The following is a 25,708-nucleotide window of genomic DNA, read 5'->3' on the forward strand; positions in this document are numbered from 1 at the left end:
AGAGCGGAACGTTTTGGACGACCTTTCCCCGATACTGTGAATCTCTGACGGCCCCGTTTTTCGGCGGGGGGTTTGACCATGCGCCAATGCATGACTGCCGAAAGCTACCACCGGGAACTGCCCTCGACGCGAGGTGGCGGGCAGGACCATCAAGACTGAACGGGTGAAGGAGTTTCCCCAATGGCCCAGACCGGCACCGTTAAATTCTTCAACGCGACCAAAGGCTTCGGTTTCATCACGCCCGACGGTGGCGCCAAGGACGTATTCGTCCACATTTCCGCGATCGAGGCCTCGGGCCTGCGCACGCTCGTCGACGGCCAGAAGGTCACCTTCGACGTCGAGCCGGATCGGATGGGCAAAGGCCCCAAGGCCGTCAACCTCCGCGCCGCCTGAGCCATCGGCCAGCAGCACGCCCTTCCTGGCCGTGCGACTGAGGCTCCGAAGCTTGAATGACTTCGGAAGAGGCAAACGAATTTTGAAGGCGCGGCGATTTTCGTCGCGCCTTTTTCATGTCGCAGCGCAGCAAAAATGCTGTCGCCCCAAAGTGGATCCGGTGTCGGGTCAACGACATGCATCATAATGAAAACTTAAAGCGCGACGCGCTTTAAGTGCCCGCAAAACTTTCTCTTGCCGATGACGCTAAAATAAAGGACAAATTTCCATTCGGGCATTTGCCGGCCCGAGACTGGAGTTTATGGGATCAAAGGAGCTTCCCATGCCGCAGACCGGCACCGTCAAATTCTTCAACCATGCCAAAGGGTTCGGCTTCATCACACCGGATGATGGCGCGAAGGATGTCTTCGTTCATATTTCGGCCGTGCAGGCGTCGGGTCTTCCCGGTCTTGAGGATGGGCAGAAAGTGACATTCGACACCGAGCCTGACAAGCGCGGCAAGGGTCCCAAGGCCGTCAACCTGTCGATCGGCTGAGCCTGCTCCGGAACGGCGGCTGTTCTGGCAGGACAGCTTCGCTCCCTGGAGCGTTCGATAGTTGATGCCCGTGCCCTCCGGTCAGGCAAAAATTCGTTCAGCCCCCGTTCAGCCACGGTCTCATATTAATCTTTCGTAAAGCCGGACCGCATCCCCGGAATTCTTACGGGCCGGCACGAAGGAGATCGACATGAACCGAATTTTCAAGACAGCCGTGCTGTCCGCCGCAGTGGTTGCCACCACGTTCGCGGCCTTGCCCGCGGCCAATGCGGGCGATTGGCGTCACCGCCACCATCATGACCATGGCGATGCCATTGCCGCCGGCGTCCTCGGCCTCGCGGCCGGCGCGCTGATCGGCGGTGCGTTGGCCAACCAGCAGCCGCCGCCCCGCGACTACTACGATGATGGCTATTACGATCGCGATGTGCGGATTCGCCCGGCGCCGGTCCGCCGCTACTATGCCGAACCGCAAGTGGTCTACGCCGACCGCTATGCCGAACCGTGGACGCGCGGCTGGTACGACTATTGCTCCGACCGGTACCGCACCTTCAACGCCCGCACCGGCACCTTCACCGGCAATGACGGCGAGCAGCATTTCTGCACCGCTAACTGATCAAGGGCTTCCCTGCCTCAACAAAAGCGCTGACCGCAAGGCCGGCGCTTTTTTGTCAAGCCGGCACCGGCTTCGGCGCGACGCGCTTCACGTCAAAAACGGATTGCTCCGCCGCTCCTCGCCGAAACGCCCGCCCGGACCGTGGCCGCAGATGAAGCCGATGTCGTCGCCGAGCGGCAAAAGCTTGTCCTTGATCGAGGCGATGAGTGCCGCATGATCGCCGCCCGGCAGGTCGGTGCGCCCGATCGAGCCGCGAAACAGCACGTCCCCGACATGGGCGAATTTGGCCGCGCGGTTGTAATAGACGACATGGCCGGGCGCGTGGCCGGGGCAATGCAGCACCTCGAAGAGATGCGAGCCGAACGAGACCGTCTCGCCTTCGGTGAGAAACCGGTCGGGCACGCAGTTGCGCACGCCGGCAATGCCATAGCGCTCGCCCTGGTTCTCAAGATTGTCGAGCAACATCCTGTCGGCCTCGTGCGGGCCGATGATCTCGACACCGAGCGCTTCCTTCAACTCCATCGCGCCGCCGGCATGGTCGATATGACCATGCGTGATCCAGATCGCGCCGGCCGATATCGCATTGTCCTTCAGCGCCGCCAGCACCTTGTCGATATCGCCGCCCGGATCGACGACGACACCGTGCTTGTCGTCCATGTCGAACAGGATCGTGCAATTCTGCTGGAAAGGCGTGACCGGCACGATGCCGGCATTGAGCTGACCCATGATCGTCCTTTCGATGTTCACGCCGTGATGTAGAGGCGCGAGCGAAGGGCGTCCACCCTTGGGATCGGTCGTTCCAAAGCGCGTCGCGTCGAAACGCATTCATGCGGCGCGCTCTGGAAACAGAAATGGGCGGCCGAAGCCGCCCATTTGGCCAGCCCGAGATCGCAGGCTTACTTCTTCATGGCGCCCATGACCGCGCCGATAATGCCGGTCAGGATCGCGCCGCCGCCGGCGCCGCCGACGATGTTCTGCAGGTTGAGCGCGCTGCCCAGACCACTCGTCGCTGCCGCAGCCGCTGCCGGATCGACTGTGCCGCCGAGCAGGCTGCCGAGGATCGCCGCGCCGCCGACGCCGCCAATGGCGCCGCCCAGGATCTTGGGAAGCTGCCCCAGCGCCGCCGTCTTGATCGCCGCGCCGACCGCCTGACCACCGATGATGCCTGTAATGATCTGAACGATGATCGGAAGAAGCGTATTCATGTCCATCTTACCAGTCCCTCCATAGCTGCCAGCCTCCCGGGCCGACACCATCATGGAGACGCTGAATTCGGCGAAAGTCAAATGCAGAAACGCTGAAATAAAAGGGGCGGCCCGAAAACCGCCCCTGCTTGCGTGAAAAGCTGTGACTTTCGTTATTCTGCCGCGATCGCGTGCTTCGGCTGAACGGCCGCAGAATAGTCATTCATCAGAGTCTTGGCGATCTCGCCGACCTCGAATCGGTACGGCCCGATCTCCGAAACCGGGGTCACTTCCGCTGCCGTTCCAGTCAGGAAGCACTGCTCGAAGCCCTCGAGTTCTTCCGGCATGATGGCGCGCTCCACCACCTCCAGGCCGCGGTCCTTGGCGAGGCCGATGACCGTGCGGCGGGTGATGCCGTCGAGGAAGCAGTCCGGCTTTGGCGTGTGGATCCTGCCGTCCTTGACGAAGAAGATGTTGGCGCCGGTGGCTTCCGCGACCTGGCCGCGCCAGTCGAGCATCATGGCGTCGGCATAGCCCTTGGCCTCGGCGGCATGCTTGGACATGGTGCAGATCATATAGAGGCCTGCAGCCTTCGATTTGGACGGCGCCGTGCGCGGGTCGGGCCGGCGCCACTCAGCCATATCGAGACGTATGCCTTTCAGCTTCTGCGCCGGATCGAAGTAGCTAGGCCACTGCCAGATGGCGATGGCGCAATTGATGCGGTTGTTCTGCGCCGAAACGCCCATCTGCTCGCTGCCGCGCCAGGCGATCGGCCTGACATAGGCATCCTTGAAGCCCTGCTTCTTCAGCAGGGTACTGGAGGCGTCGTTGAGCTCGGCCACCGAATAGGGGATCTTGAAGCCGAGCAGCCGCGCCGATTCATGCAGGCGCTCGGTATGCTCGTTGAGCTTGAAGATCTCGCCACCATAGGCGCGCTCGCCCTCGAACACCGCGCTGGCATAGTGCAGGCCGTGGGTCAGCACATGGATCTTGGCCTCGCCCCATTGCACGAACTCGCCATTCATCCAGATGAAGCCGTGGAGTTGATCAAAGGGAACGGATGCCATGGTAACCTCCCGCGGGCGGCAGCCCGCATATCGTTGTTCGTTGCGTGCTCTTGTCGGCCGCGCCATCTGGTTGGGGCGCCTGCCGCTGTCTGGAAAGGTAGGCGGATAATCGTGCTCTGGCAAACTCAGGAAGTTCCGGAAAACCCGGCCTGTCTTGCCTTTTCGTTCGCAATCCGCCCAAAACCTTGTCAAAAATTATCATTGCAGGGAAATTACGTCAATAGTACTGACATAATCTTCCCTGCCCATGGAGAAAAGATGACGGATCGAAGCCGAGCAGCCGGGACACCGATCAGGACCGCGATGTCAATCGAGGATGGCATTGATTTCGCCCTCATCGAGCTGTTTTTCTTCGCCTATCGCGATTTCACCTCGGATCCCGATCAGATCCTGGCCGACTATGGCTTCGGCCGCGCCCACCACAGGGTGCTGCATTTCGTCAACCGCAGGCCGGGCCTGACGGTCGCCGAACTGCTCGATGTCTTGAAGATCACCAAGCAGAGCCTGGCGCGCGTGCTGAAGCAGCTGATCGACACCGACCATGTCGTGCAGTTGCAAGGGCCGCGCGACCGTCGCCAGCGCGAACTGTACCCGACCGCCAAGGGCCGCGCGCTGGCGCTGGCGCTGGCACGGCCACAGTCGCGCCGCATCCATGCTGCATTGGAAGATTCCGGAGCCGCCGAACGGACCCAGGTGGAACGCTTCCTCGAAGCAATGGTCAATCCGGAACTGAGAGCCCAGATCGACGTTGGGTCCGCAAAAATGTCAGGGAAAAGCCATGGAGAGCACTGAACGCGCTGATCACGCGGCCGCACCGGACGACGATGCGCCGCATCTGCTTGTGGTCGATGACGACACCCGCATCCGCAACCTGCTCAAGCAATATCTGACCGAAAACGGTTTTCGCGTCACCGTCGCCGGCAATTCGGGCGAAGCCCGGCGCAAGCTCGCCGGCCTCGACTTCGATCTTCTTGTGCTGGATGTGATGATGCCCGGCGAAAACGGCGTCGACCTGACCAAGGCGCTGCGGGCCGAGAAGAACGTGCCGATCCTGATGCTGACGGCGCTATCGGAAACCGACAGCCGCATCACCGGCCTGGAGGCCGGCGCCGACGATTACCTGCCAAAGCCCTTCGATCCGCGCGAATTGATCCTGCGCATAAACAACATCCTGCGCCGCGGCGGCCCTGCGACCACGCCCAAGGTGGAGCAGCTCGTCTTCGGTCCCTACACATTCCAGATCGCCAGGCGCGAATTGAAGCGTGGCGGCGAGGCGCTGAAGCTGACCGATCGCGAGCAGGAGATCCTGGCGATATTCGCCGCGCGCGCCGGCGAAACCATTCCACGCCACGAACTGGTCGGCGACGAATCGGATGTCGGCGAACGCACCATCGACGTCCAGATCAATCGGCTGCGCCGCAAGATCGAGCGCGATCCCTCCAATCCGGTCTGGCTGCAGACGGTCCGTGGTATTGGGTATCGGCTCAGCGTCGAATAGACTACCGCCTTCGGCCTGCCTGACGGCCACGGAGCGAGCGAAAGGTGAATGGCGACCACGGAACTGGAACAGCCGGAATCTGACGGCTTGAGCACGCGCTCCACACGGCTGCTCAAGAGGGGTCCGCGCGTCTGGAACCGGTTCTGGCGCCTCGTTTCGCTCTACATGCCCAAGCGCCTCTACGCGCGCTCGCTGATCATCGTCATCGCGCCGATGATCCTGCTGCAATCGGTGGTCGCTTTCGTCTTCATGGAGCGGCATTGGGCGACCGTGACGCAGCGCCTGTCGCAGGCGACCGTGCGCGACATCGCCGCCATCATCGACCTGATCGAGACCTATCCGCACGACGCCGACTACGCCAACATCATCCGCATCGCCCAGGACCGTATGCAGTTGAAGGTCGACCTCCTGCCGCCCGACCCGCTGCCGCCGCCCGGGCCAAAGCCGTTCTTCTCCATCCTCGACGACGTTCTCTCCGCCGAGATCACCCGCCAGATCAACCGGCCGTTCTGGATCGATACGGTCGGCAACTCCAACATCATCGAGGTGCGCGTCCAGCTCGAAGGCAAGGTGTTGCGCGTCTTCGTGCGCCGCAGCCAGGCCTATGCTTCGAACACGCACATCTTCCTGATCTGGATGGTCGGTACCTCGCTGGTGCTGCTGATGATCGCCATTCCCTTCCTGCGCAACCAGATCCGGCCGATCCTGACGCTGGCCGAAGCCGCCGAAAGCTTCGGCAAGGGCCGGCCGATGCCGCGTGATTTCCGTCCGCGCGGCGCGGAGGAGGTCCGCCGCGCCGGTTTTGCCTTCATCCAGATGCGCGAGCGCATCGAGCGCCAGATCGAACAGCGCACCGCCATGCTCACCGGCGTCAGCCATGACCTCAGGACCATCCTCACCCGCTTCAAGCTGCAGCTGGCGCTGGCGGGCGGCAAGGCCGAGACCAAGGCCGCGCTCAACCAGGACATCGACGACATGCAGTCGATGCTCGAAGGCTATCTTGCCTTCGCCCGTGGCGAGGCCTCGGAAGACACCGGGCGCTTCGATCTCGAAGCCTATTTCCAGAAGCTGAGCGAGGAAGCTCGGTTGCGCAAATGCAAATTGTCGACGACGCTTTCCGGCGATCCGACCGTGCATGTGCGGCCGAACGCCTTCGCCAGGCTGATGTCGAATGTCATCGGCAACGCCTTCCGCTACGCCAAGACGGTGGAGGTGGCCGCCAATCATGGCCGCGGCTCGCTCGTCGTCACCATCGACGATGACGGTCCGGGCATTCCGGCCGAAAAGCGCGAAGAGGTGTTCAAACCCTTCATGCGGCTCGACGAGGCCCGCAATCTCGATGCCAGCGGCACTGGCCTCGGCCTGTCGATCGCCCGCGACATCGCCCGCAGCCATGGCGGCGACATCACGCTCGATGTCAGCCCGCTCGGCGGCTTGCGCGCCGTGATCAAGGTTCCGGCCTGACAGGGACTTAATCGCGGGAAGCGGAAACCGTTTCCGGACGAGGTCATGTTCGGCCGATTTCATTGGCGCGTCATGAAACCATGCTGAAGAGCGCGCATGAAGCGCGCGACCTCACTTGATTCGAGCCCGCCGTCTGACTTCGATCCCGTGCCCGCCCGGGTGCGCTGGAGCGAAGCGAGGGCAGCAGGCTGGTCGCCGTCCGGGCATCGGGCCGAGGCAACCGCCGACCTTTCGAGCAAAGGCCCGTCATGCGCATATTGATGGTCACCGACGCCTGGCGCCCACAGGTCAATGGCGTCGTCCACACGCTGGAGCGGCTCACCGAAACACTGAAATCGTTCGATGTCGCGATGGATTTCCTGACGCCCAACATCTTTCGCACTTTGCCCTTGCCGACCTATCCCGATATCCGCCTGGCGTTGACCACGCCAGGTCATGTCGCGCGCCTGATCGAGGCCTACAAGGCAGACCACATCCACATCGTCACCGAAGGTCCGCTCGGCATCATGGCGCGGCGCTACTGCCGCAATGCCGGCCGGCCGTTTACCACCAGCTACCACACACGCTTTCCTGAATATCTCAGCGCCCGGCTGCCGGTGCCGGAAAGCTGGGCCTATCGCTGGCTGCGCGATTTCCACAATTCCGGCCAAGGCACGCTGGTCGCGACGCAGTCGCTGGCGGATGATCTTGCAGCGCGCGGCTTCAACAAGCTGAGGCCATGGACGCGCGGCGTCGACACCGATCATTTCCGGCCCGACAAGAGGAAGGATCTCGGCTTCCCCGGCCCGTTGTTCCTCTGTGTCGGCCGCGTCGCCATCGAGAAGAACCTCTCCGCCTTCCTCGATCTCGACCTGCCCGGCAGCAAGGTGATTGTCGGCGAGGGCCCGGAACTGGCGAAGCTCAAGGCGCGCTACCCCGCCGCGCATTTTCTTGGCCACCGCCCCAACGATGAACTGGCCGAAATCTACGCCTCGGCCGACGTTTTCGTCTTTCCGAGCCGCACCGACACCTTCGGCAACGTCATCATCGAAGCGCTGGCCAGCGGCACGCCGGTCGCCGCCTTTCCGGTCACGGGACCGATCGACATCGTCGGCGACGGCTTCGGCGGCGCGGTCTCCAACGACCTGCGCGCGGCATCGCTCGCCGCCCTCGATGTCGACCGCGCCCAGGCGCGAGAACGCGCTATGCGCTACAGCTGGAAAGCCTGCGCGGAAATGTTTCTCGATACGGTCCAGGAGGCGCTGGGCACGACGCGGAAGCTGGCCGCCTGACGCTCCCTCTCGGCTAAAACAGCCGCCCGCCGTCCGGCACCTTGCGCTCGATGGCGCCGAGCACCACGGCGCCCTCCTCGTCGGGAAAGCCGAGCGTCAGCACTTCCGACATGAATGGCCCGATCTGGCGCGGCGGAAAATTGACCACCGCGAACACCTGCCGGCCGATCAGCGTCTCGGGCGTATAATATTTGGTGATCTGCGCCGACGATTTCTTCACCCCGATCTCGGGGCCGAAATCGATCTTGAGCTTGAACGCCGGCTTGCGCGCCTGCGGAAACGGTTCGGCCTCGATGATCGTGCCGGCACGGATGTCGACACGATCGAAATCGGCGAAACTGATCTCGGGCTTGCGCTCGCTGCTTGAACTCATGTCGAAGGCATCTTGGTCAGGCGTTGCCGAAAGTCTCGAACAGCACCCCGGCCAGCGCGTCCTTGGCCGATGTGCCGGACCAGACGACGAACTGGAACGCCTGGAAGTAGCATTCGCAGGCCTCCAGCGCCGACGACAGCAGCACCTCCACCTGCTGGCTCGAAGGCTCGACCCCGCCGGCCAGAAGCAGCGACTGGCGGAACATGATCGCGCCTTCCTGCTCCCACAGGTCGAAATGGCCGAACAGCATCTGTTCGTTGATCAGCGACAACAGCCGCATCACTTCCAGCGCGCGCGCCTCCGGCACCTTGATGTCGAAGGCACAGGCCAGATGCAGCGCCTCGAAATCCTCCATCCACGAGAAGGAGACGTGATAGTCGGTCCAGCTTCCGGCGACCGAGATCGAGATTTCGTCGTCGCCGGCCCGTTCGAAGGACCAGTCATTGTTGTGGGCCACCTGCTCAATGACATCCACCGGATGGATTTCGCGGGAGAATTCGAGTTCGAGAAGTTCCATGGAATGCTTCCTGTGTTCAGGGGAGCGCCACACGCTCCGCGGGGCACACACGACGAACAATCTGATCTAGAACTCGGACGGCCAGGACTTCTCGACGCAAAGACCCCAGACCGGACCCCACCGCCCGGCGCATGACCCTGCTCCGAATCATGCAACAAATTCAGTCTATTGATCGGGAGTCGCGTGAACAGCCCAATTTTTCGCGCTGCGTCATTCGCATGTGGAAAGGCGCTGTCACACAGAGTCACGCAATGCCGGTAAGCGATTCACGGCAAAGCGCTTTTCAGGCTGGTGCTTTGTGGAAAAGTTTAACGAATTATTTTTTCGGCCTGGGCTTTGCGGAAGCCGCAGGTGTGGCCTGCCCGGTCAGTTCGGCAAGCCTGGCCTCGAGCGCCTCGATGCGGTCGACAAGGCGAGCATTCTCTTCCCTGGCCTTGGCGGCCATTTCGCGCGCGGCCTCGAATTCCTCGCGCTGCACCACGTCCATCGAATTCAGGATGCGTTCGGCCTGTCCCTTGAAGGCGGTCTCCACCTCACGCCGCACGCCCTGCGCGGCGCCCGCGGCATCGGTCATCAGCTTGGCGAATTCATCGAGAATGCGGTTCGGTCCGGTCGACATGGCAAATCCTCGGTTGCTGGAATTGAGTTAGTAGTGCCGCGCGCCGAATGCAAGAACGTTGAGGGTTGCCGCGCTGTCTGCGTTGCTATGGCGCATGGCCGTAGCATTCCTGTAAGAAGCTCTCAGACGGGCGCCAGAGCTGTACTTGAGGGCGCCAGCTCGCCTATTGTGTTCTCGTCTCGCATTGCCTCAAGCACACTTCAGTCAGGGTCACCAATGGCAACCCCTCCGCGCCGACCGACCAATCCGATGGCAGCCGCCGAAGCTGCCTTCAAACCGGTGAAGAAGCCGGCACCGCCAATTCGCGAAGCTTCGGCCGCGCCGAACGTCCGCGAGCTTGTTTCGATCCGGATCGACCGGGCCGTGCTCGATCATTTCCAGGAAGATGGCCCCGGCTGGCAGGACAGGATCAACGACGCGTTGCGGCAGTTGGTGGCCGCCAAGCCAAGGGATTGAGCTCACCGCCCGCACGGCGCGATGGGCCTGCAAGCGGTGATCCGATCCGATCTTTGAGGCCGACCACCTTGCCTTGACCCCGCCAAAACCCTGCCGCATGGTCCGCGCCAAACGCAACCGAGAGCTCCCCGTTGAACGAATATTTCCTGCTGCCGCTGGCCTCGTTGCCCTTTCCCAACATCGACCCGGTGCTGATTCAGATCGGGCCGCTGGCGGTGCACTGGTACGGCGTCGGCTACATCGTCGGCATCCTGTTCGCCTGGTGGTACGCCAAGCGGCTCGCCGCCAATCCGAAACTCTGGCCCGACGGCATCCTGCCGATGAAGCCGGAGGACCTCGATGATTTCATCATCTGGGCGGCCATCGGCGTCGTGCTGGGCGGGCGCACCGGCTACGTGCTGTTCTATGACCTGCCGCGCTATATCGCGCATCCGCTCGACATCTTCGCCGTCTGGCAGGGCGGCATGTCGTTCCATGGCGGCCTGCTCGGAGTCATCCTCGCCATGACGCTGTTTTCGATCAAGCGCGGCATCCGCACCTGGTCGCTGTTCGACGTCGTGGCCGCCGGCGTGCCGGTCGGTCTTGGCCTCGTGCGCGTCGCCAACTTCATCAACTCCGAGCTCTGGGGCCGGCCAACCGACGTGCCATGGGCGATCGAGTTTCCCAATGGCGGGCCGTTTACCCGCCATCCGAGCCAGCTTTACGAGGCCCTGCTTGAAGGCCTGGTGCTCTTTCTCGTGCTGCGCTTCCTCACCCATTCGCGCCTCAAGCTGAAGACGCCGCGCTTCGTCGGCGGCGCCTTCATCTGCGGCTATGGCCTGTCGCGCATAGCAGTCGAATTCTTCCGCGAGCCCGACCAGCAGCTCGGCTATCTCCTTGGCACCAACTGGCTCACCATGGGTATGATCCTGTCCTCGCCGATGGTGCTGGCCGGCATTTGGGCGATGACGACAGCCAAGCCGGTGCCACAGTCACGGCCGCAGGCGACATGACGCGGCTGAAGGCACGCATCGTCGATCTGATCGAGGCGACGGGGCCGATCCCCGTCAACGAATACATGGCATTGTGCCTGTTCGATCCCGAGGCGGGCTACTACACCACGCGCGAACCGTTCGGCGCCGCCGGCGATTTTATCACCGCGCCGGAGATCAGCCAGATGTTCGGCGAGCTCGTCGCCGTCTGGCTCTACCAGGCCTGGCTAGCGGTCGGCCGGCCGACGCCGGTCACCATCGGCGAGATCGGCCCCGGCCGCGGCACGCTGATGAAGGACATGCTGCGCACCCTGTCGCGGCTCGAACCGGCACTGGCCAACGACGCTGCCTTCGCCATGATCGAGACCAGCCCTCGCCTGACCGAAGTGCAGAAACAGACGCTCGGCGCCACACCGTTCTCGATTCGCTGGCACGAGACCATCGACACGCTGCCGCCACAGCCGCTTTTCATCGTCGGCAACGAATTGTTCGACGCCATCCCCATCCGCCAGTTCGTCCGCACCGGCACCGGCTGGCGCGAGCGCGTGGTCGGCCTCGACGGCGCTGACAATCTTTGCTTCTTCGCCGGCGCCGGCTCGCTCGACCCGACGCTGCTGCCCGCCGATGCCGGCGAGGCGCCGCAAGGCGCGATCGTCGAACTGGCGCCGGCGCGCAGCGCCCTGATGGCGACCATCGCCGAGCGCATGGCCGCTCATGGCGGCTCCGGCCTGTTTGTCGACTATGGCCATCTGCGGCCGGGTGTCGGCGACACGTTGCAGGCCTTGCGTCGTCATGATCACGAAGATGTGCTGGCCAATCCCGGCGAAGCCGATCTCACCTCCCATGTCGATTTCGCCGCCCTTGCCGGGGTGGTGCGCGCGCATGGTCTCGACGCCCATCTGTCGACGCAGGGCGATTTCCTGCTCGGCCTGGGCATTCTGGAGCGCGCCGGCCGGCTTGGCGCCGATGCCAGCCAGGCGGCACGCGACAAGATCGCTGGCGATGTCGAACGCCTCGCCGGGCCGCAGGCCATGGGCGACCTGTTCAAGGTGCTTGCCATAATGCCGCGCGGCGTTGCCGTTCGCCCCTTTGCCCAGGCTCCGAGCTCGGATTGACAAGGCGTGACGACGGCCAGCCCGGTTGTGTCGGTAGCTTTTCATGGCCGGCAACTTCTCATGATAGGAATTTTTTCTTGACAGGGTGAAGGCAACTATGGTAGATATTTGGTTATGGTGCTGAGTTGCGCCAGGGACCCGCCGCACAGGCGGGTTTTTCCGTTCAATGCTCCCTCACCGCGCAGCGGCGAAGGAACCGTTACCCCGGATTCGTTGCGTTGCCCCTTCGCCACGCCGGATTGACTTTTCATCGTCACCCCTCCCAATCTCCCGTCCGGTAAAAGAGCGGCTGAACGCCGGCCGTCTCGCTTCGGACTTTTTCTTGACGAAACCGCCCACACGGACAACAACGCCCACATGCTGAATCAGACCAAACTGGATCCCGTGCGGTCGCCGCTGCTGGACCTGGCGCAGGCACAAGGCATCCGCCACGGTTATTTCACCCGCGTCGGCGGCGTCTCGACCGGCATCTATCAGGGCCTCAACATCGGCACCGGCTCGGATGACGACCAGGCGCTGGTCGCCGAGAACCGCCGCCGTGTCGCCGCCTGGATGGGCGTGCCGGCGGACCATCTCCTGACCGCCTGGCAAATCCATTCGCCTGATGTCGTCGTCGCCAGGGGACCCTTTGCAGGCGAGCGTCCCAAGGCCGACGCCATCGTCACCGACCGGCCGGGCATCGCCATCGGCGCCTCGACCGCCGATTGCGGCCCTGTGCTGTTCGCGGATGCCGCGGCGCGTATCATCGGCGCGGCGCATGCCGGCTGGAAAGGCGCCTTCACGGGGGTGCTCGAGAACACCATTGCCGCCATGGAAAGTCTCGGCGCCAGGCGTGAAAACATCGTCGCCGTGCTCGGCCCCTCGATCGGCCCGGAAAACTACGAGGTCGGGCCTGAATTCGTCGCCCGCTTCGTCGAGGCCGATGGCGAAAATGACAGATATTTCGCGCCTTCGGCGAATCCCGGTCATTCGATGTTCGACCTCAACCGCTACACGGTGGACCGGCTCGACAGGGCGGGTGTGACCGCGCAAGGTCTCGGCCGCTGCACCTATACCGAGGAAGATCTGTTTTACTCCTACCGGCGCACGACGCACCGCAAGGAACCCGATTACGGCCGGCAGATATCGGCAATCGTTTTGGAGAGTGAATAATGGCGCTGCATTTTGAACGATCCGAATTCGACGCGCGCCGCGACCGGCTGGTGATCGAGATGGCCGAGAAGAAGCTCGACGCCATCCTGCTCTTCGCGCAGGAAAGCATGTATTGGCTGACCGGCTACGACACGTTCGGTTTCTGCTTCTTCCAGTGCCTGGTGGTGAAAGCCGACGGGTCCATGGTGTTGCTGACCCGCTCGGCCGACCTGCGTCAGGCGCGCCACACCTCAATCATCGACAACATCGTGCTGTGGACCGATCGCGATGGCGCCAATCCGGCCGTCGACCTGCGCAATCTGCTGAACGAGCTCGACCTGCTCGGCGCCCGCATCGGGGTCGAATACGACACTCATGGGCTGACCGCCTATAATGGCCGCCGCCTCGACGAGCAGCTGCAGACCTTCGGCCAGATCGCCGATGCGTCCGGCATCGTCGGTCGGCTGCGCCTGTTCAAGAGCCCGGCCGAGATCGCCAAGGCCGAGAAGGCGGCGAACCTGGCCGACGACGCGCTGGATGCGGCCTTGCCGCTGATCAAGCAGGGCGGTGACGAGGCGCTGATCCTTGCCGCCATGCAAGGCGCGATCTTTGCCGGCGGCGGCGACTATCCGGCCAACGAATTCATCATCGGCTCCGGCGTCGACGCGCTGCTGTGCCGCTACAAGGCCGGTCGCCGCAAGCTCACCAAGAACGACCAGTTGACGCTCGAATGGGCGGGAGTGTTTCATCACTATCATGCGCCGATGATGCGCACGGTGCTGACCGGCAAGGCCTCGAAGCGTCACCAGGACTTGTTCGACGCGGCCCGTGCCGCGCTGCTGGCGGTCGAGAAGGCGATGACGCCGGGCAACAGTTTCGGCGACGTGTTCGACGCGCATGCCCGTGTCATGGAGGCACGTGGACTGACCAAGCATCGGCTGAATGCCTGCGGCTATTCGGTCGGCGCCCGCTTCACCCCGTCCTGGATGGACATGCCGATGTTCTACCAGGGCAATCCCGAGCCGATCGCGCCGAACATGACATTGTTCGCCCACATGATCATCATGGATTCCGAAACCGAGACGGCGATGACGCTTGGCCGCACCTATCTCACGACCGAATCACAGCCGAAGCCGCTTTCCCGCCATGATCTCGACTTGATCGTACAGTGAATCCACGATGGGAGGCGTTCTTCGCCAAGGAGTTAGAAGGCAAATGAGACGATCGCAGCTGACGACCGTGTCATTGCTCGTGGTCCTGGCGCTCGCCGCCTGCACCAACGCAAAAGACGTCCTCGAACCCTCCGCCATCACCCCGCCCACGGCCGCGGCGCCGGCCACGCCGGCAACCCAGGGCAGCGCCGCCACCCCGGCGCCCGCTGGCCCTGCCACGACCGCGGCGGGCGCTCCAGCAACGACCACGACGTCAGCCACGCCCGCACAGACAGCCGCAATCCTTGCCAGGACGCGCCTGCAGATCGCGCCGATCGTCGGCGCTTCGGTGGAAGCGGCGACGCCGCTGACGGCGGAGTTGCAGACGCGCGCTAGGCAGCGCGGCATCACGCTGGCCGGCAGCGCCGACCAGACCGCGACCCATGTGCTCAAAGGCTATTTCTCGGTGATCTCCGAAGGCAAGGACACCACCGTCATCTATGTGTGGGACGTCTACGATCCCTCGGGCAACCGCCTGCATCGCATCAACGGCCAGCAGAAGGCGGCTTCGGCCAATTCCGGCGCCAGCGCGGGCGGCGACAGTTGGAAAGCGGTGGCGCCAGCCACCATGCAGGCGATCGCCGACCAGACCATCGACCAGTTCGCGGCATGGCTCGGCGGCAAGGCGGGCTAGACCATCGGACCCGAATGGAAACGGCCGCGGGGAAATCCCATGCTCGAACAAGGGGAAGGAGCAGCGGCGCCGGGTCCGCTGCCCAGTGTTGCCCATACGCGATGGCGCGAACATTTCCCAGGATTAGCCGGCGGATTTCCAATCACGGTGCTTGCAATAGCCGCGCGGGCCGCTAAAAGCCCGGTTAAAGGGCGTAGGCGAGTCTGTTGGGGCTCTCCATCCTCCACCAGGAACGGTGCATGAAACTCTTCGCGGGCAATTCCAACAGGGTGCTGGCCGAGGCGGTCGCCCGCTATCTCAACATCCCGCTGGGCAAGGCCAGCGTCAGGCGCTTCGCCGACCAGGAAATCTTCGTCGAGATCCAGGAAAACGTGCGCGGCGAGGATGTCTTCATCCTGCAGTCGACTTCCTTTCCGACCAACGATCACCTGATGGAACTGCTCATCATGATCGACGCCTTCATGCGCTCGTCGGCCAAGCGCATCACGGCGGTGATCCCCTATTTCGGCTATGCCAGGCAGGACCGCCGCGCCTCCGGCCGCACGCCGATCTCGGCCAAGCTGGTCGCCAACATGATCACCCGCGCCGGGGTCGACCGCGTGCTCACGCTCGACCTCCACGCCGGCCAGATCCAGGGCTTCTTCGATATTCCGACCGACAATCTGTTCTCGGTGCCGGTCATGGCCCGCGATGTGAAGGCGAAATACAAGCAGCTCGGCAACGTCGTCGTGGTGTCGCCCGACATTGGTGGCGTGGTGCGTGCACGCGCGCTGGCCAAGCGCTTCGACGCACAGCTCGCCATCGTCGACAAACGCCGCGAGCGTCCCGGCGAATCGGAGGTCATGAACATCATCGGCGCGGTCGCCGGCAAGGACTGCCTGCTGATCGACGACATCGTCGATTCCGGCGGCACGCTGTGCAACGCCGCCGATGCGCTGCTGGCCAACGGCGCCACCAGCGTCACCGCCTATATCACTCATGGCGTGCTGTCGGGCGGCGCGGTCGCCCGCATCAGCGGCTCCAAGCTGCAGGAACTGGTGATCACCGACTCCATCCAGCCGACCCAGGGCGTGCTCGACGCCCCCAATATCCGCGTCATCTCGATCGCCGACCTGATGGGCGAAGCCATCTCGCGCACGGCAACCGAGGAATCGGTGTCGAGCCTGTTCGACTAATTGTCGATCCCGGCGGGCGCGTAGCGCAGCAAAACAGATTACAACGTGCAATCAGTGCTCCTGCAATGGACCTTAGACCGAGGGTTGCCGCATCAGCTTGATGCCATCGGCATGCCTCAAGCGGCGATCGGACCGCCTATGCGCCGCGGGTTTTCGCCGGCATCTCGCGCGCCGCGCATATAGCCGCGCGGCGAGGCACCCAGCATGCGCTTGAACATGGTGATGAAGGCCGGCACGCTGTCATAGCCGAGATCGAGCGCCACCCGGGTGATCGGCTCGCCATCGGCGAGCCTTGGCAGCGCCGCGAACAGGCATGCTTGCTGGCGCCATGTCGATAGCGACAGTCCGGTCTGGCGATGAAAGGCGCGCGTGAAGGAGCGTCGGCTCATGCCGGCGGCATCCGCCCACTCGTCGATCGTCGCGCGCGGCGACGGTGCCGCCACAAAACGCCGGCACAGCGCCGCCAGCCTGGGATCGGAGGGGAACGGCAGGCCAAGCGGCCGCTCCGGCAAAGTCGGGATTTCGTGCAGCAGAAGATTCATGATCAGCCCGCCGCGCCCTTCCAGCACGCCGCCTTGCGGCAGTTTTTCCGATTCCACGATCAGGCTGTGCATCAGGTCGGTGACGCCGACGACGCGCAGGCCTTCCGGCAGTCCGGGGATCGCTCCCGGCATGACATAGACCGAGCGCATCGAGACATCGCCCAGCATCTCGACGGAATGCTCGGTGCCCGCGGGAATCCACATGGCGTGATCGGGCGGCACCATCCAGCGCCCGTGCCGCGTCGTCACCAGCACGACACCGACCAGCGCATGCAGCAACTGGCTGCGGCTGTGGCGGTGCCGCGGCACATGGTAGCCGTCGGGATATTCGGTCGGCAACGCCACCGCCGGCCCGGCCACTTGCTCCAGCCATAGCCAGCGACGCTCGTGCAACTGCTCGAGGTCGGCACTACCAGCGTGAAAAATTTCCCTGCCGTGCGGCATAAGCTATGGCCCACTTGCGAAACTATTGGACCAAACCACGAAAGAAGTCGTCCCGCAAGCGGCCTATAAGCCATCCGTTCCCAAGGCGGCCGCAGGAGCGTCCGCCAGCTTGCCCGCGGGTATGCCCGCCAAAAAGACTACGGAGCCTGCCTTGACCGATACGACAGCCGTCGCCCCTCCCGCGACCGCCAGCCATGCTTCAGCCCAGGCGACGGCCTTCACCGTCATCCTGGCGGTGAGTTTTTGCCATTGCATCAACGACATCATGCAGTCGCTGCTATCGGCCATCTATCCCCTGTTGAAGGAGAATTACGGCCTCGATTTCTGGCAGATCGGTCTTCTCACCTTCACCTTCCAGGTGACTGCGTCGCTGCTGCAGCCGGTGATCGGCATGATCACCGACAAGCGGCCAATGCCCTATTCCCTGCCCTACGGCATGGCCTCCTCGCTGATCGGCCTGATCGTGCTTGCCTATGCCGGCCACTACACGCTGCTCCTGATCGGCGCTTCGCTGATCGGCATCGGCTCGGCGATCTTCCATCCGGAATCCTCGCGCATCGCCCGCTTCGCCTCAGGCGGCCGCTTCGGCCTGGCGCAGTCGCTGTTCCAGGTCGGCGGCAATTTCGGCCAGTCCATGGGACCGCTGCTGGCGGCATTTATCGTCGTGCCTTTCGGCCAGACCAGCATTTCATGGTTCGCCGTCGGCTCGCTTATCGGCATCGTCGTGTTGTGGCAGGTCGGCGGGTGGTACAGCCGCTTGCGCGCCACACAGGCGAACCGCAAGACGTCCAGTTTCGTCTCGCCCTTCCCGCGCCGCAAGGTGATGGGCGCGCTGGCCGTGCTGACGCTGCTGGTGCTGACCAAGAACGCCTACATCGCCAGCCTCTCCAGCTACTACACCTTCTACGCCATCCATAAGTTCGGCGTCTCGGTGCAGATGTCGCAGGTCATGCTGTTCCTGTTCCTCGGCGCCTCGGCGCTGGGCATCCTGCTCGGCGGTCCCTTCGGCGACCGCTACGGACAGAAGGCGATGATCTGGTTTTCCATCGTCGGCGTGCTGCCCTTCACGCTGGCGCTGCCCTACGCCAACATGGAATGGACGATGGTGCTGACGGTGCTGATCGGCCTGATCCTGTCGTCGGCCTTCTCCAACATCGTCGTCTTCGCGCAGGAACTGGTGCCGGGCCGCGTCGGCATGATCGCCGGCATCTTCTTCGGCTTCGCCTTCGGCGTCGGCGGCATAGCGGCAGCCGTGCTCGGCATCGTGGCCGACATGAAGGGCATCGACTTCGTCTTCCAGATCTGCTCGTATTTGCCGTTCCTGGGCCTGTTGACGGTGTTCCTGCCCAATATGAAGGAAGCACGAAAGGCCTAGCCTGGGAAAGCGCCTCGACACGTGCGAGCGCGTCGAGGCCTCAGTGCAGGCCGAATTCGCGCAGCAACTCTTCACGGTGGCGCACGAAGCGGCTTTCGCTGCGGTCACGGGGACGCGGCAGGTCGACGGTGATCAGCCGCGCCGCGCCGCCTTTCTCCTTGGGCAGAATCAGCACTCTGTCGGCGAGATAGATCGCCTCCTCCAGGTCGTGGGTGACCATAACCATGGTGACGTTTTCCTCGCTCCAGATGCGCGCCAGTTCCTCCTGCATGGAGATCTTGGTCATGGCGTCGAGGGCGCCGAGCGGCTCGTCGAGCAGCAGGATTTCGGGCTGCACCGTCAGCGCCCGGGCGATGCCGACGCGTTGCGCCATGCCGCCCGAAAGCTGCCGCGGGTAAGCATCGCTGAACTCGGCAAGACCGACCAATGCTATGTAGAAGCGCGCCCTCTGCTCGGCCTGCGCCTTGGGCACGCCGCGAACTTCGAGGCCGAAGGCGACATTGCTAAGTACGCTCAGCCACGGCAGCAGGCGCGGTTCCTGGAAGATCACCGCCCGCTCCGCGCTGACGCCTTTTATTTGCTTGCCGTCGATCGCAACGGCGCCTTCATCGGCGATCTCTAAGCCGGCAAGGATGCGCAGCAATGTCGTCTTGCCCGATCCGCTGGCGCCGACAATGACCAGGCACTCGCCGGAGCGGATGTCGAGATTGAGCGAACGCAGCACGGCGAGCGAGCGCCCGCCGAGCGCAAAGGACTTCGACAGGTCGCGGATCGTGACCTCGCCGCGTGCTGTGGCCATGCTGGGTGCCTCCTTGCTCAATTGGTCTTGCTTTCGCCTGGCCGGTAGAGGATGTCGGCAGCCTTGAGTTTGCCTCTCGGCAGGCGACCGTCGCGCTCGAGCACGGCCACCCAGAAGTCGATGTCGCGGTCGGTCGCCACCGCCTTTTCGCGCAGGCCGAAGCCCGTCCAGTAGCGCGCCAGTTCGCCGTTCTCGCCGCGTTTGTCGAGGATTTCGGCCAGCACCTTGCGGGCCTCGTCGGGATTCTGCCGCGACCAGTCGGCCGCACGCGCGGACTGTTCGACGAAGTTCTTGGCGGCGTCGCGATTGGCGGCGATGAAATCCCGCCGCAGCACGATGAAGCCGCCCGCGATCTCGCCCAGCACGTCGGCGTCGTTGAACACGCCGCGCACACCGCCATTGGCCACCAGGGCACCGGCGAAAGTCGCCTGCCAGTAGCCGAGCCCGGCGACATCGACCTGATGCGAGCGCAACGTCTGCTCGAGTTGCGGCCCGGGCACCACGACGAGCTTGGCGGCGTCCGGCGGCAGGCCGACGCTGTGCAGCGCTTCACGCACCGCGTAGTCGAGATGGGCGCCGAGCGTGTTGACCGAGATCGTCTTGCCGGCGACGTCCGCGATCGACCTGATCGGGCTGTCCTCCAGCACATAGAAAACACTTTTGACCTGGCTGTTGATGCCGTTGCTCGGATAGGCGGCGACGAAGTCGTTGCCGCCGGCGATCGAGTTGATCACGGCCGGCGTGGCGGCCGAACCCAGGTCGACGCTGCCGGAGGCGAGCGCAAACAGCGATTCCGGGCCGCCGCCGGCATAGCCGACATTCTCGAGCTCGATGCCGAGGCCCTTGAAGTAGCCGAGTTGGTCGGCAAGCTCATGCGGCGAGATGCTGCCGCGGCTGGCGAGATAGCGTATCTTGACGGAAGCGGCCTGCGAGCGCGCGATCGATGGTAGCCCGACGGCGATGATGCCGGCGGCAAGAGGGGCGCGCAGAAGCAGCGAGCGGCGTGTGATGGTCATGATCCGGCCTTTCACTTTTCAAAAATGACGATGATGGGGGCGGCTGTTCAGCCGGCGGAACTGCTCCAGCGGCAAAGCCGCCGCTGCAGGCTGACCAGCACCTGGTTCGCGATCAGGCCGAGCGCGGCCAGGATGACGATCGACGCGAACATCAGCGGGATCTGGAAATTGTACTGCGCGTTCATCACCTGGAAGCCGATGCCTTTGTTGGCGCCGATCATTTCCGAGGCAATCAGCAGCAGCAGCGCGGTGGTCGCGCCGAGCCTCAACCCGACGAAGATCGAAGGCACGGCGCCCGGCAGCACGACGCGCCGGAATATGGTCAGCCGCCGGGCGCCGTAGACGCGCGCCATTTCGAGCAGCTTCGGATCGACCTCCTTGACGCCGCTGATCGTGTTGAGCAGCAGTGGAAACAGCGTTGCCCAGAAGATGACGAACACTTTGGAGGCTTCGCCTAGCCCCAGAAGCAGGATGAAGACGGGATAGAGCGCCAGGGCCGAGGTCTGCCGGAACAGTTGCAGGATCGGATCGAGCGCCGTCTCGACGCTGCGGGTCTGACCCATGACGAGGCCGAGCGGGATGGCGACCGTAGCCGCCGCGGCGAAGGCGAGGCCGGCGCGCTGCAGGCTGATGGCGATGTCGCCGAGCAGGCTGCCCCCGGCGAGGCCCTTCCAGAGCGCTACGACGATCATGTCGATCGGCGGCAACACCGCGGCATTGACCCAGCCGCCGCTCGCCGCCGCCTGCCAAAGCGCCAGGAACCCCAAAAGCACGCCATAGCGCGACAGCAGACGCGTGAGGGTTCGGCCAGCCAGGCTCAGAATATCGGCGCCGAGCCCGTTGCCGTTTTCATGCGCGCCGATGCCCGTCGGCCGTTCAATGTGCTGCAAAGTCATCGTCATGCCTTTCGCTTCAACGCATCATTCGGCGGCGAGCACGGTCGAACGGGCAACCGTCCAGGGGTTCTGCGGCCGCTTGAGGCCAAGATGCTCGCGCAGCGTCCTGCCCTCGTAAGCGGTACGAAACAGGCCGCGCCGCTGTAATTCGGGGACCACCAGGTCGACGAAATCGTCTAGCGCGCCGGGCAGCCATGGCGGCAGGATGTTGAACCCGTCGGCGGCTTCGTTGCTGAACCATTCCTCCAGCTGGTCGGCGACCTGAATGGCGCTGCCGATCACGGTGTAGTGGCCTCGTGCGGTCGCGACCCATTGATAGAGCTGGCGGATGGAGAAGTTGTGCTCGTCGGCGATCTGGCGGATCAGCGCCTGGCGGCTCTTCATGCCTTCGGTTTCGCGGCTCGGCGGCAGCGGTCCGTCGAGCGGATAGCCCCTGAGATCGAGCGTCTGCCCGGCAAGTCCGTTGAGCAGCGCGACGCCGTCCTCGGGCAGGATCAGGTCGTTCAATTGCTGATACTTGGCTCGCGCCTCTTCTTCGGTGCGGCCGACAAAGGGCGCCACGCCCGGCATGATCAGCACCTGTTCGGGATCGCGGCCGGCCGCCGCCACGCGGGCCTTGATGTCGCGATAGAATTCCTGCGCGGAGGCAAGGTTCTGATGCGCGGTGAAGATGACCTCGGCCGAGGCGGCCGCGAGCTTGCGCCCATCCTCGGACTGGCCCGCCTGCACGACCACGGGGTGGCCCTGCACCGGGCGGGGCACGTTGAGCGGCCCTTTGACACTGAAATGCTCACCCTTGTGGTCGATGTCGTGAAGCTTGTCCTTGTCGTAGAAGCGGCCCGTTTTCTTGTCGCGGATAAAGGCGTCGTCCTCCCAGCTGTCCCACAGCGCCTTGACCGTCTCGACATGCTCATGCGCTCGTGCGTAGCGCTCGGCATGGTTGGGCTGGATGTCGCGGTTGAAGTTGCGCGCCGTGTCGTCGCCCGCCGAGGTGACGACGTTCCAGCCTGCCCGGCCATTCGACAAGAGGTCGAGCGAGGCGAATTTACGGGCAAGCGTGTAGGGCTCCTCATAGGTGGTCGAGGCCGTGGCGATGAATCCGAGATGCGTCGTCAGCGGCGCCAGCGCCGCAAACAACGTCACCGGTTCGAAACCCGCGATCTTGGCGTTGCCGCCTTCGCGGGCGCCAAGCCCGACCGTCAGGTTGTCGGCGAGGAAATAGGCATCGAACAGGCCCCGTTCGGCGGTCAGCGCGAGCTGCTTGTGAAACTCGAAATTGGTCGCGCCGTCGGCCGGAGCGTCGGGATGGCGCCAGGCGGCGACATGCTGGCCGCCACCGGGTAGAAAGGCGCCGAGCTTGATCTGTCTTGATTTGATGGTCATGGCTGGGTCCCTTTGTTCGAAAACCATTTGGAGTTCAGGCGGCGAGGCCGACGCTGCGTGCCGTCCCGACGACGCGGGAAACCTCGGCAACCGCCTGCCGGGCGCGGGCATGGATGGCCTCCGACACCAGGACGCCGTCGGCGAAATCCTTGTCCGATGCGTAGATTGCGGTCGGCACGGTCAGCGCCTCGAAAAAACCGAACAGCGGCCGCAGCTGATGTTCGACGATCAGCGAGTGGCGTTCGCCGCCGCCCGTCGCGGCAAGGATGACCGGTTTCCCGCGCAACGACGACGGATCGAGCAGATCGAACAGATGCTTGAAGAGCCCGGTATAGCTGCCTTTGAAGGTCGGCGACCCCGCGACCAGCACGTCGGCGCCGACCAGTTGTTCGATGATGGCGCGGGCCGCAGGATCGAGATCGCCGAGGCGCCGAGCCGCCGGCAACGACGGACCGAGATTTTCAATGTCGTATATAGCCGAGGTCGCCCCGATGCGGTTCGCCGTCTCGCCGGCGATGTGGCTGATAAAGGCCTTGGTCTTCGATGGGCGGGTCAGGTTGCCGGATATTCCCACCACCAGCTTGTTCGTCATCGGGCTCTCCTCGCGGTCCTTATTCATTAAGACTACCGATTTTGTAGAATTAAATGAGCGAGAAGATTTCAAAACTGGCGGAATAGGGAGATTGAGTTTGCGCCGCAGCGCCCTTCAGTGGTTCGGCAGATGCGCGGTTCCGGCCAAGGGCGTCGCCATTCTCGGACGCCAGGCCGACGAGCGACAGATCCAGGTCGACCCGACCGCCGCCGCAAGCTGCCCGTCCACTGCAACGCTCGAATGAGACCCCGACCGGACGCTGGCCGAACTCGATGCCTGAACCGAGAGATCCAGCCGCTGTGCGCGGCGTTGACGAGCGATCGTTGGCCACACCCGCGCCTGGCAGCCGTTCCGACGGTGAATTGTGCGGGGCGAGGATCAAATCGACGACCCGCCGTGCGGGTCGGCGGGACCTGAGCCAAGACTGATCAGGCGGATTTCAGCACGGTGAATGGGCGCTTGACGGTCCGTTTAACCTGGAAACTCCCGGCCGGAGCGGGACGGCCGACATGAAAACCCTGGACCTTGTCGATGCCGAATTCGCGCATGAGAGCCATCTGCTCGTCCGTTTCCACCCCTTCGACCAGGATTTTGTGGCCGCGGTTTCGGACCAGGGCGACAATGTCCTGGAGCATTGCCTTGCCGTTCGGGGTGGCGCAGTCGTGAAGGAAGGAGCGGTCGATCTTCACCGTATCGAAATCGATCAGGCGAAGCCACGAGAGGCCAGCGAAGCCGGTGCCGAAATCATCAAGCCAGATCTTGATCCCCAGCAGCTTCAGGTCGCTGATGCAGCGAAGAATGTCCGAATGCATCTCCATCTCCAGCCCCTCGGTGATCTCGAAGGCCAGCCTGTTGCCGGTGACGCCGGTCTCGCCCAGGATGGTCGCGACCGACGCCGCGAAGCCGGGCGTCTTGAGCTGGATCGGAGAGACGTTGACGCTGACCACGCGCACATGATCGTGCGCCAGGAGCTCGGCGCAAACAGTCCTGATGGCCCAGCGCCCGAGTTCCAGGATGGCGCCGGTTCGCTCCGCTACGGGAATGAACAGGCTCGGCGGAACCGATGTGCCGTCCAGCATTTTGAGGCGCATCAGGGCCTCCACCGCTTCCACCCGGTCCGTCGCGACATCCTGGATAGGTTGATAAACGAGTGAAACGAGGTCCTGGCCGATCGCGATCTTCAGCAAAGCCGCAATGTTCTCGCTCTCGTCGCTGCTCTGGGGATCGGTTGGGTCGAACAGCCGGGCACAGTTTCGACCGCCTGCCTTTGCGAGATAGAGTGCGCGATCGGCCTCGTGGATGATCTTCTCCAGCTTGGCACCGGTCTGCGTCCTGGTGAATGCAGCGCCAACGCTTACCGTCACAACCGAGATACCGTCGCGCCGCAATTCGTGGGTAAGCGCCAGGTTCTCGACGGTGCGGCAAATGGCTTCCGCGATATCTATGATCTGATCCTTGTTCTCCATGCGGGCCAGGACGATGAATTCTTCACCGCCGTAGCGGCCGATCGAGCCATTGTATTCCCTGATCATATCCCGGAGGGCATTGGCGACATGGATAAGGCAACGGTCGCCTTCCTGGTGGCCGTAGCAGTCATTGAACTTCTTGAAGAAGTCCACGTCGATGAGCATCGCCACGAAACTGGTACCGACCCTTTGCCACTCCCCCCAGTAGTCCCTGAGCTTTTCATCGATCGCCCGTCGATTCTCCAGACCCGTAAGCGGATCGGTCCGCGACAGCCGCAGCAGGGCCTTGCCGCGTTCGGTGGCTTCCTTGTGCTGGATTTTGGCTTCCAGCGCGTTCAGGAAGACGTTGTAACGCTCCTCGTTCAGCTTCCAGTTCACATAGGACGTGAATGTGAAACATGAAACGTAGAAGGCGCCAAATACCATCTTGTATGTTACCGTGGCGGGCACAAAGTAATTCACGGCATACAAGACACACATGATGATGGTTGATGTCACGATCGATAGATTGAAACTGAATGTGAAGAATAGATTTGCACTCATCATGAAGATGGTGCCGAATACCATATAGTAGGCGACGCTTTCCTTGTCCGCGCTCATAAAGGCCGGGAACAACCAGCCGATATAGCCGAAAATGATGGCCCCGGCGCAAGTCACGTCGAGCCATTCCGTGGCCACTCCCCGGCGAAGTTGCGCCTCCAGGATCAACAGCGCGGTCACGCCGACGGCGAAGCGCGCCATGATCGTATAGGCCGCCACGTCCGGGATCAGCAGCAGATCCGTTGCCGAAAACAGGAGATAGATGGCCACGGCGATCCAAAGCCCAGGCCGGGCTTCCAGTCTTCGCTTCGCCTGGGCTTCCCTTCGGTAAAGGACGCGGAGCTCGTCGGGCCCCGGCTCGTAGCGGGCTTCGTACGGCTCTACATGCGCCATGTCGGCCAGTCTGGATGACACGCGTTCGCTCTCGA

General features: G+C 63.5%; 29 protein-coding genes. 16 read left to right on the top strand and 13 right to left on the bottom strand.

Going from position 1 to position 25,708, the window contains the following annotated elements:
* Positions 1–180: 180 nt before the first annotated feature.
* From FJ973_RS12755 to FJ973_RS12765, 3 genes are all read left to right on the top strand, one after another.
* On the top strand, positions 181–393 hold the full coding sequence (locus FJ973_RS12755) for a cold-shock protein (protein WP_006202520.1): 213 nt from the start codon (positions 181–183) through the stop codon (positions 391–393).
* Positions 394–715: 322 nt separating this feature from the next.
* Positions 716–928 carry a cold-shock protein gene (locus FJ973_RS12760; protein WP_006202521.1) on the top strand — a complete coding sequence of 71 codons (213 nt, stop codon included), beginning with the start codon at positions 716–718 and terminating at the stop codon, positions 926–928.
* A 190-nt stretch (positions 929–1,118) separates the two neighbouring features.
* Complete coding sequence (locus FJ973_RS12765; protein WP_140516874.1) at positions 1,119–1,541, top strand: BA14K family protein; 423 nt, start codon at positions 1,119–1,121, stop codon at positions 1,539–1,541.
* A gap of 87 nt (positions 1,542–1,628) precedes the next feature.
* On the opposite strand, the gene FJ973_RS12770 is transcribed toward FJ973_RS12765, so the two are convergent.
* The 3 genes from FJ973_RS12770 to FJ973_RS12780 all read right to left on the bottom strand — a co-directional run bounded on the left by FJ973_RS12770 (position 1,629) and on the right by FJ973_RS12780 (position 3,792).
* Positions 1,629–2,267: an MBL fold metallo-hydrolase gene (locus tag FJ973_RS12770; protein ID WP_140496004.1), complete on the bottom strand. Its 639-nt coding sequence runs from the start codon at positions 2,265–2,267 to the stop codon at positions 1,629–1,631.
* Between the two features lie 170 nt (positions 2,268–2,437).
* Positions 2,438–2,752, bottom strand: a complete 315-nt coding sequence (locus FJ973_RS12775) for a hypothetical protein (RefSeq protein WP_140496005.1) — start codon at positions 2,750–2,752, stop codon at positions 2,438–2,440.
* Between the two features lie 146 nt (positions 2,753–2,898).
* Positions 2,899–3,792 (bottom strand): branched-chain amino acid aminotransferase, encoded by an 894-nt coding sequence (locus FJ973_RS12780; protein ID WP_140556073.1) that lies wholly within the window; start codon positions 3,790–3,792, stop codon positions 2,899–2,901.
* A gap of 258 nt (positions 3,793–4,050) precedes the next feature.
* On the opposite strand from FJ973_RS12780, the gene FJ973_RS12785 reads away from it, so the two are divergent.
* From FJ973_RS12785 to FJ973_RS12800, 4 genes are all read left to right on the top strand, one after another.
* Entirely contained in the window at positions 4,051–4,584 is a 534-nt protein-coding gene (locus FJ973_RS12785) for a MarR family transcriptional regulator (RefSeq protein ID WP_181165219.1), read from the top strand.
* Positions 4,571–5,290: a response regulator transcription factor gene (locus tag FJ973_RS12790; RefSeq protein WP_140496007.1), complete on the top strand. Its 720-nt coding sequence runs from the start codon at positions 4,571–4,573 to the stop codon at positions 5,288–5,290. The genes FJ973_RS12785 and FJ973_RS12790 overlap by 14 nt, the downstream gene beginning before the upstream one ends.
* 48 nt (positions 5,291–5,338) lie before the next feature.
* Positions 5,339–6,754 carry an ATP-binding protein gene (locus tag FJ973_RS12795; protein WP_140496008.1) on the top strand — a complete coding sequence of 472 codons (1,416 nt, stop codon included), beginning with the start codon at positions 5,339–5,341 and terminating at the stop codon, positions 6,752–6,754.
* Between the two features lie 248 nt (positions 6,755–7,002).
* Positions 7,003–8,025 (top strand): glycosyltransferase family 1 protein, encoded by a 1,023-nt coding sequence (locus FJ973_RS12800; RefSeq protein ID WP_140556075.1) that lies wholly within the window; start codon positions 7,003–7,005, stop codon positions 8,023–8,025.
* A gap of 13 nt (positions 8,026–8,038) precedes the next feature.
* Here FJ973_RS12800 and FJ973_RS12805 read toward each other — a convergent pair whose 3' ends face one another.
* The 3 genes from FJ973_RS12805 to FJ973_RS12815 all read right to left on the bottom strand — a co-directional run bounded on the left by FJ973_RS12805 (position 8,039) and on the right by FJ973_RS12815 (position 9,534).
* On the bottom strand, positions 8,039–8,398 hold the full coding sequence (locus FJ973_RS12805; RefSeq protein ID WP_140496010.1) for a tRNA-binding protein: 360 nt from the start codon (positions 8,396–8,398) through the stop codon (positions 8,039–8,041).
* 16 nt (positions 8,399–8,414) lie between these two features.
* A complete protein-coding gene (locus FJ973_RS12810; RefSeq protein ID WP_127855850.1) occupies positions 8,415–8,915 on the bottom strand; it encodes a YbjN domain-containing protein in 501 nt (166 codons plus the stop codon).
* A gap of 316 nt (positions 8,916–9,231) precedes the next feature.
* On the bottom strand, positions 9,232–9,534 hold the full coding sequence (locus tag FJ973_RS12815; protein ID WP_140516880.1) for an accessory factor UbiK family protein: 303 nt from the start codon (positions 9,532–9,534) through the stop codon (positions 9,232–9,234).
* A gap of 216 nt (positions 9,535–9,750) precedes the next feature.
* Between FJ973_RS12815 and FJ973_RS12820 the strand changes: the two genes are divergently transcribed.
* The 7 genes from FJ973_RS12820 to FJ973_RS12850 all read left to right on the top strand — a co-directional run bounded on the left by FJ973_RS12820 (position 9,751) and on the right by FJ973_RS12850 (position 16,227).
* On the top strand, positions 9,751–9,990 hold the full coding sequence (locus FJ973_RS12820; protein WP_031250360.1) for a BrnA antitoxin family protein: 240 nt from the start codon (positions 9,751–9,753) through the stop codon (positions 9,988–9,990).
* Between the two features lie 131 nt (positions 9,991–10,121).
* Entirely contained in the window at positions 10,122–10,982 is an 861-nt protein-coding gene (lgt, locus tag FJ973_RS12825; RefSeq protein ID WP_140496012.1) for a prolipoprotein diacylglyceryl transferase, read from the top strand.
* Positions 10,979–12,076, top strand: a complete 1,098-nt coding sequence (locus FJ973_RS12830; RefSeq protein ID WP_140556076.1) for a class I SAM-dependent methyltransferase — start codon at positions 10,979–10,981, stop codon at positions 12,074–12,076. Before lgt ends, FJ973_RS12830 begins: the two co-directional genes overlap by 4 nt.
* A 357-nt stretch (positions 12,077–12,433) precedes the next feature.
* Positions 12,434–13,228: a peptidoglycan editing factor PgeF gene (gene pgeF, locus FJ973_RS12835; protein ID WP_140556078.1), complete on the top strand. Its 795-nt coding sequence runs from the start codon at positions 12,434–12,436 to the stop codon at positions 13,226–13,228.
* Entirely contained in the window at positions 13,228–14,379 is a 1,152-nt protein-coding gene (locus FJ973_RS12840) for a Xaa-Pro peptidase family protein (protein WP_140516886.1), read from the top strand. Before pgeF ends, FJ973_RS12840 begins: the two co-directional genes overlap by 1 nt.
* Before the next feature lie 43 nt (positions 14,380–14,422).
* The gene (locus tag FJ973_RS12845; protein WP_140556080.1) at positions 14,423–15,052 is read left to right on the top strand and encodes a hypothetical protein; all 630 of its coding nucleotides are present in this window, start codon (positions 14,423–14,425) and stop codon (positions 15,050–15,052) included.
* 239 nt (positions 15,053–15,291) lie between these two features.
* A complete protein-coding gene (locus tag FJ973_RS12850; RefSeq protein WP_019860650.1) occupies positions 15,292–16,227 on the top strand; it encodes a ribose-phosphate pyrophosphokinase in 936 nt (311 codons plus the stop codon).
* Positions 16,228–16,343: 116 nt separating this feature from the next.
* Here FJ973_RS12850 and FJ973_RS12855 read toward each other — a convergent pair whose 3' ends face one another.
* Entirely contained in the window at positions 16,344–17,213 is an 870-nt protein-coding gene (locus tag FJ973_RS12855; protein ID WP_140556082.1) for a helix-turn-helix transcriptional regulator, read from the bottom strand.
* 151 nt (positions 17,214–17,364) lie between these two features.
* Here FJ973_RS12855 and FJ973_RS12860 point away from each other — a divergent pair, with 151 nt between their 5' ends.
* Complete coding sequence (locus FJ973_RS12860; protein WP_140666080.1) at positions 17,365–18,588, top strand: MFS transporter; 1,224 nt, start codon at positions 17,365–17,367, stop codon at positions 18,586–18,588.
* Positions 18,589–18,628: 40 nt separating this feature from the next.
* Here the strand turns inward: FJ973_RS12860 and FJ973_RS12865 are convergent, their stop codons facing one another.
* The 5 genes from FJ973_RS12865 to msuE are packed head-to-tail and all read right to left on the bottom strand — an operon-like array spanning position 18,629 to position 23,274.
* A complete protein-coding gene (locus tag FJ973_RS12865; protein WP_140556083.1) occupies positions 18,629–19,387 on the bottom strand; it encodes an ABC transporter ATP-binding protein in 759 nt (252 codons plus the stop codon).
* A gap of 17 nt (positions 19,388–19,404) precedes the next feature.
* Positions 19,405–20,403, bottom strand: a complete 999-nt coding sequence (locus FJ973_RS12870; RefSeq protein WP_140496021.1) for an ABC transporter substrate-binding protein — start codon at positions 20,401–20,403, stop codon at positions 19,405–19,407.
* 47 nt (positions 20,404–20,450) lie between these two features.
* Positions 20,451–21,299 (bottom strand): ABC transporter permease, encoded by an 849-nt coding sequence (locus tag FJ973_RS12875; RefSeq protein ID WP_140496422.1) that lies wholly within the window; start codon positions 21,297–21,299, stop codon positions 20,451–20,453.
* A 24-nt stretch (positions 21,300–21,323) separates the two neighbouring features.
* Complete coding sequence (locus FJ973_RS12880) at positions 21,324–22,682, bottom strand: LLM class flavin-dependent oxidoreductase (RefSeq protein ID WP_140524905.1); 1,359 nt, start codon at positions 22,680–22,682, stop codon at positions 21,324–21,326.
* 34 nt (positions 22,683–22,716) lie between these two features.
* Positions 22,717–23,274 (bottom strand): FMN reductase, encoded by a 558-nt coding sequence (msuE, locus tag FJ973_RS12885; protein WP_140556085.1) that lies wholly within the window; start codon positions 23,272–23,274, stop codon positions 22,717–22,719.
* A 97-nt stretch (positions 23,275–23,371) separates the two neighbouring features.
* On the opposite strand from msuE, the gene FJ973_RS30895 reads away from it, so the two are divergent.
* A complete protein-coding gene (locus tag FJ973_RS30895; RefSeq protein ID WP_181168390.1) occupies positions 23,372–23,518 on the top strand; it encodes a hypothetical protein in 147 nt (48 codons plus the stop codon).
* A 184-nt stretch (positions 23,519–23,702) separates the two neighbouring features.
* Here FJ973_RS30895 and FJ973_RS12890 read toward each other — a convergent pair whose 3' ends face one another.
* The gene (locus FJ973_RS12890) at positions 23,703–25,673 is read right to left on the bottom strand and encodes an EAL domain-containing protein (RefSeq protein ID WP_140556205.1); all 1,971 of its coding nucleotides are present in this window, start codon (positions 25,671–25,673) and stop codon (positions 23,703–23,705) included.
* Positions 25,674–25,708 lie beyond the last annotated feature (35 nt).

Source organism: Mesorhizobium sp. B2-1-3 (assembly GCF_006442495.1).
GTDB lineage: Bacteria > Pseudomonadota > Alphaproteobacteria > Rhizobiales > Rhizobiaceae > Mesorhizobium.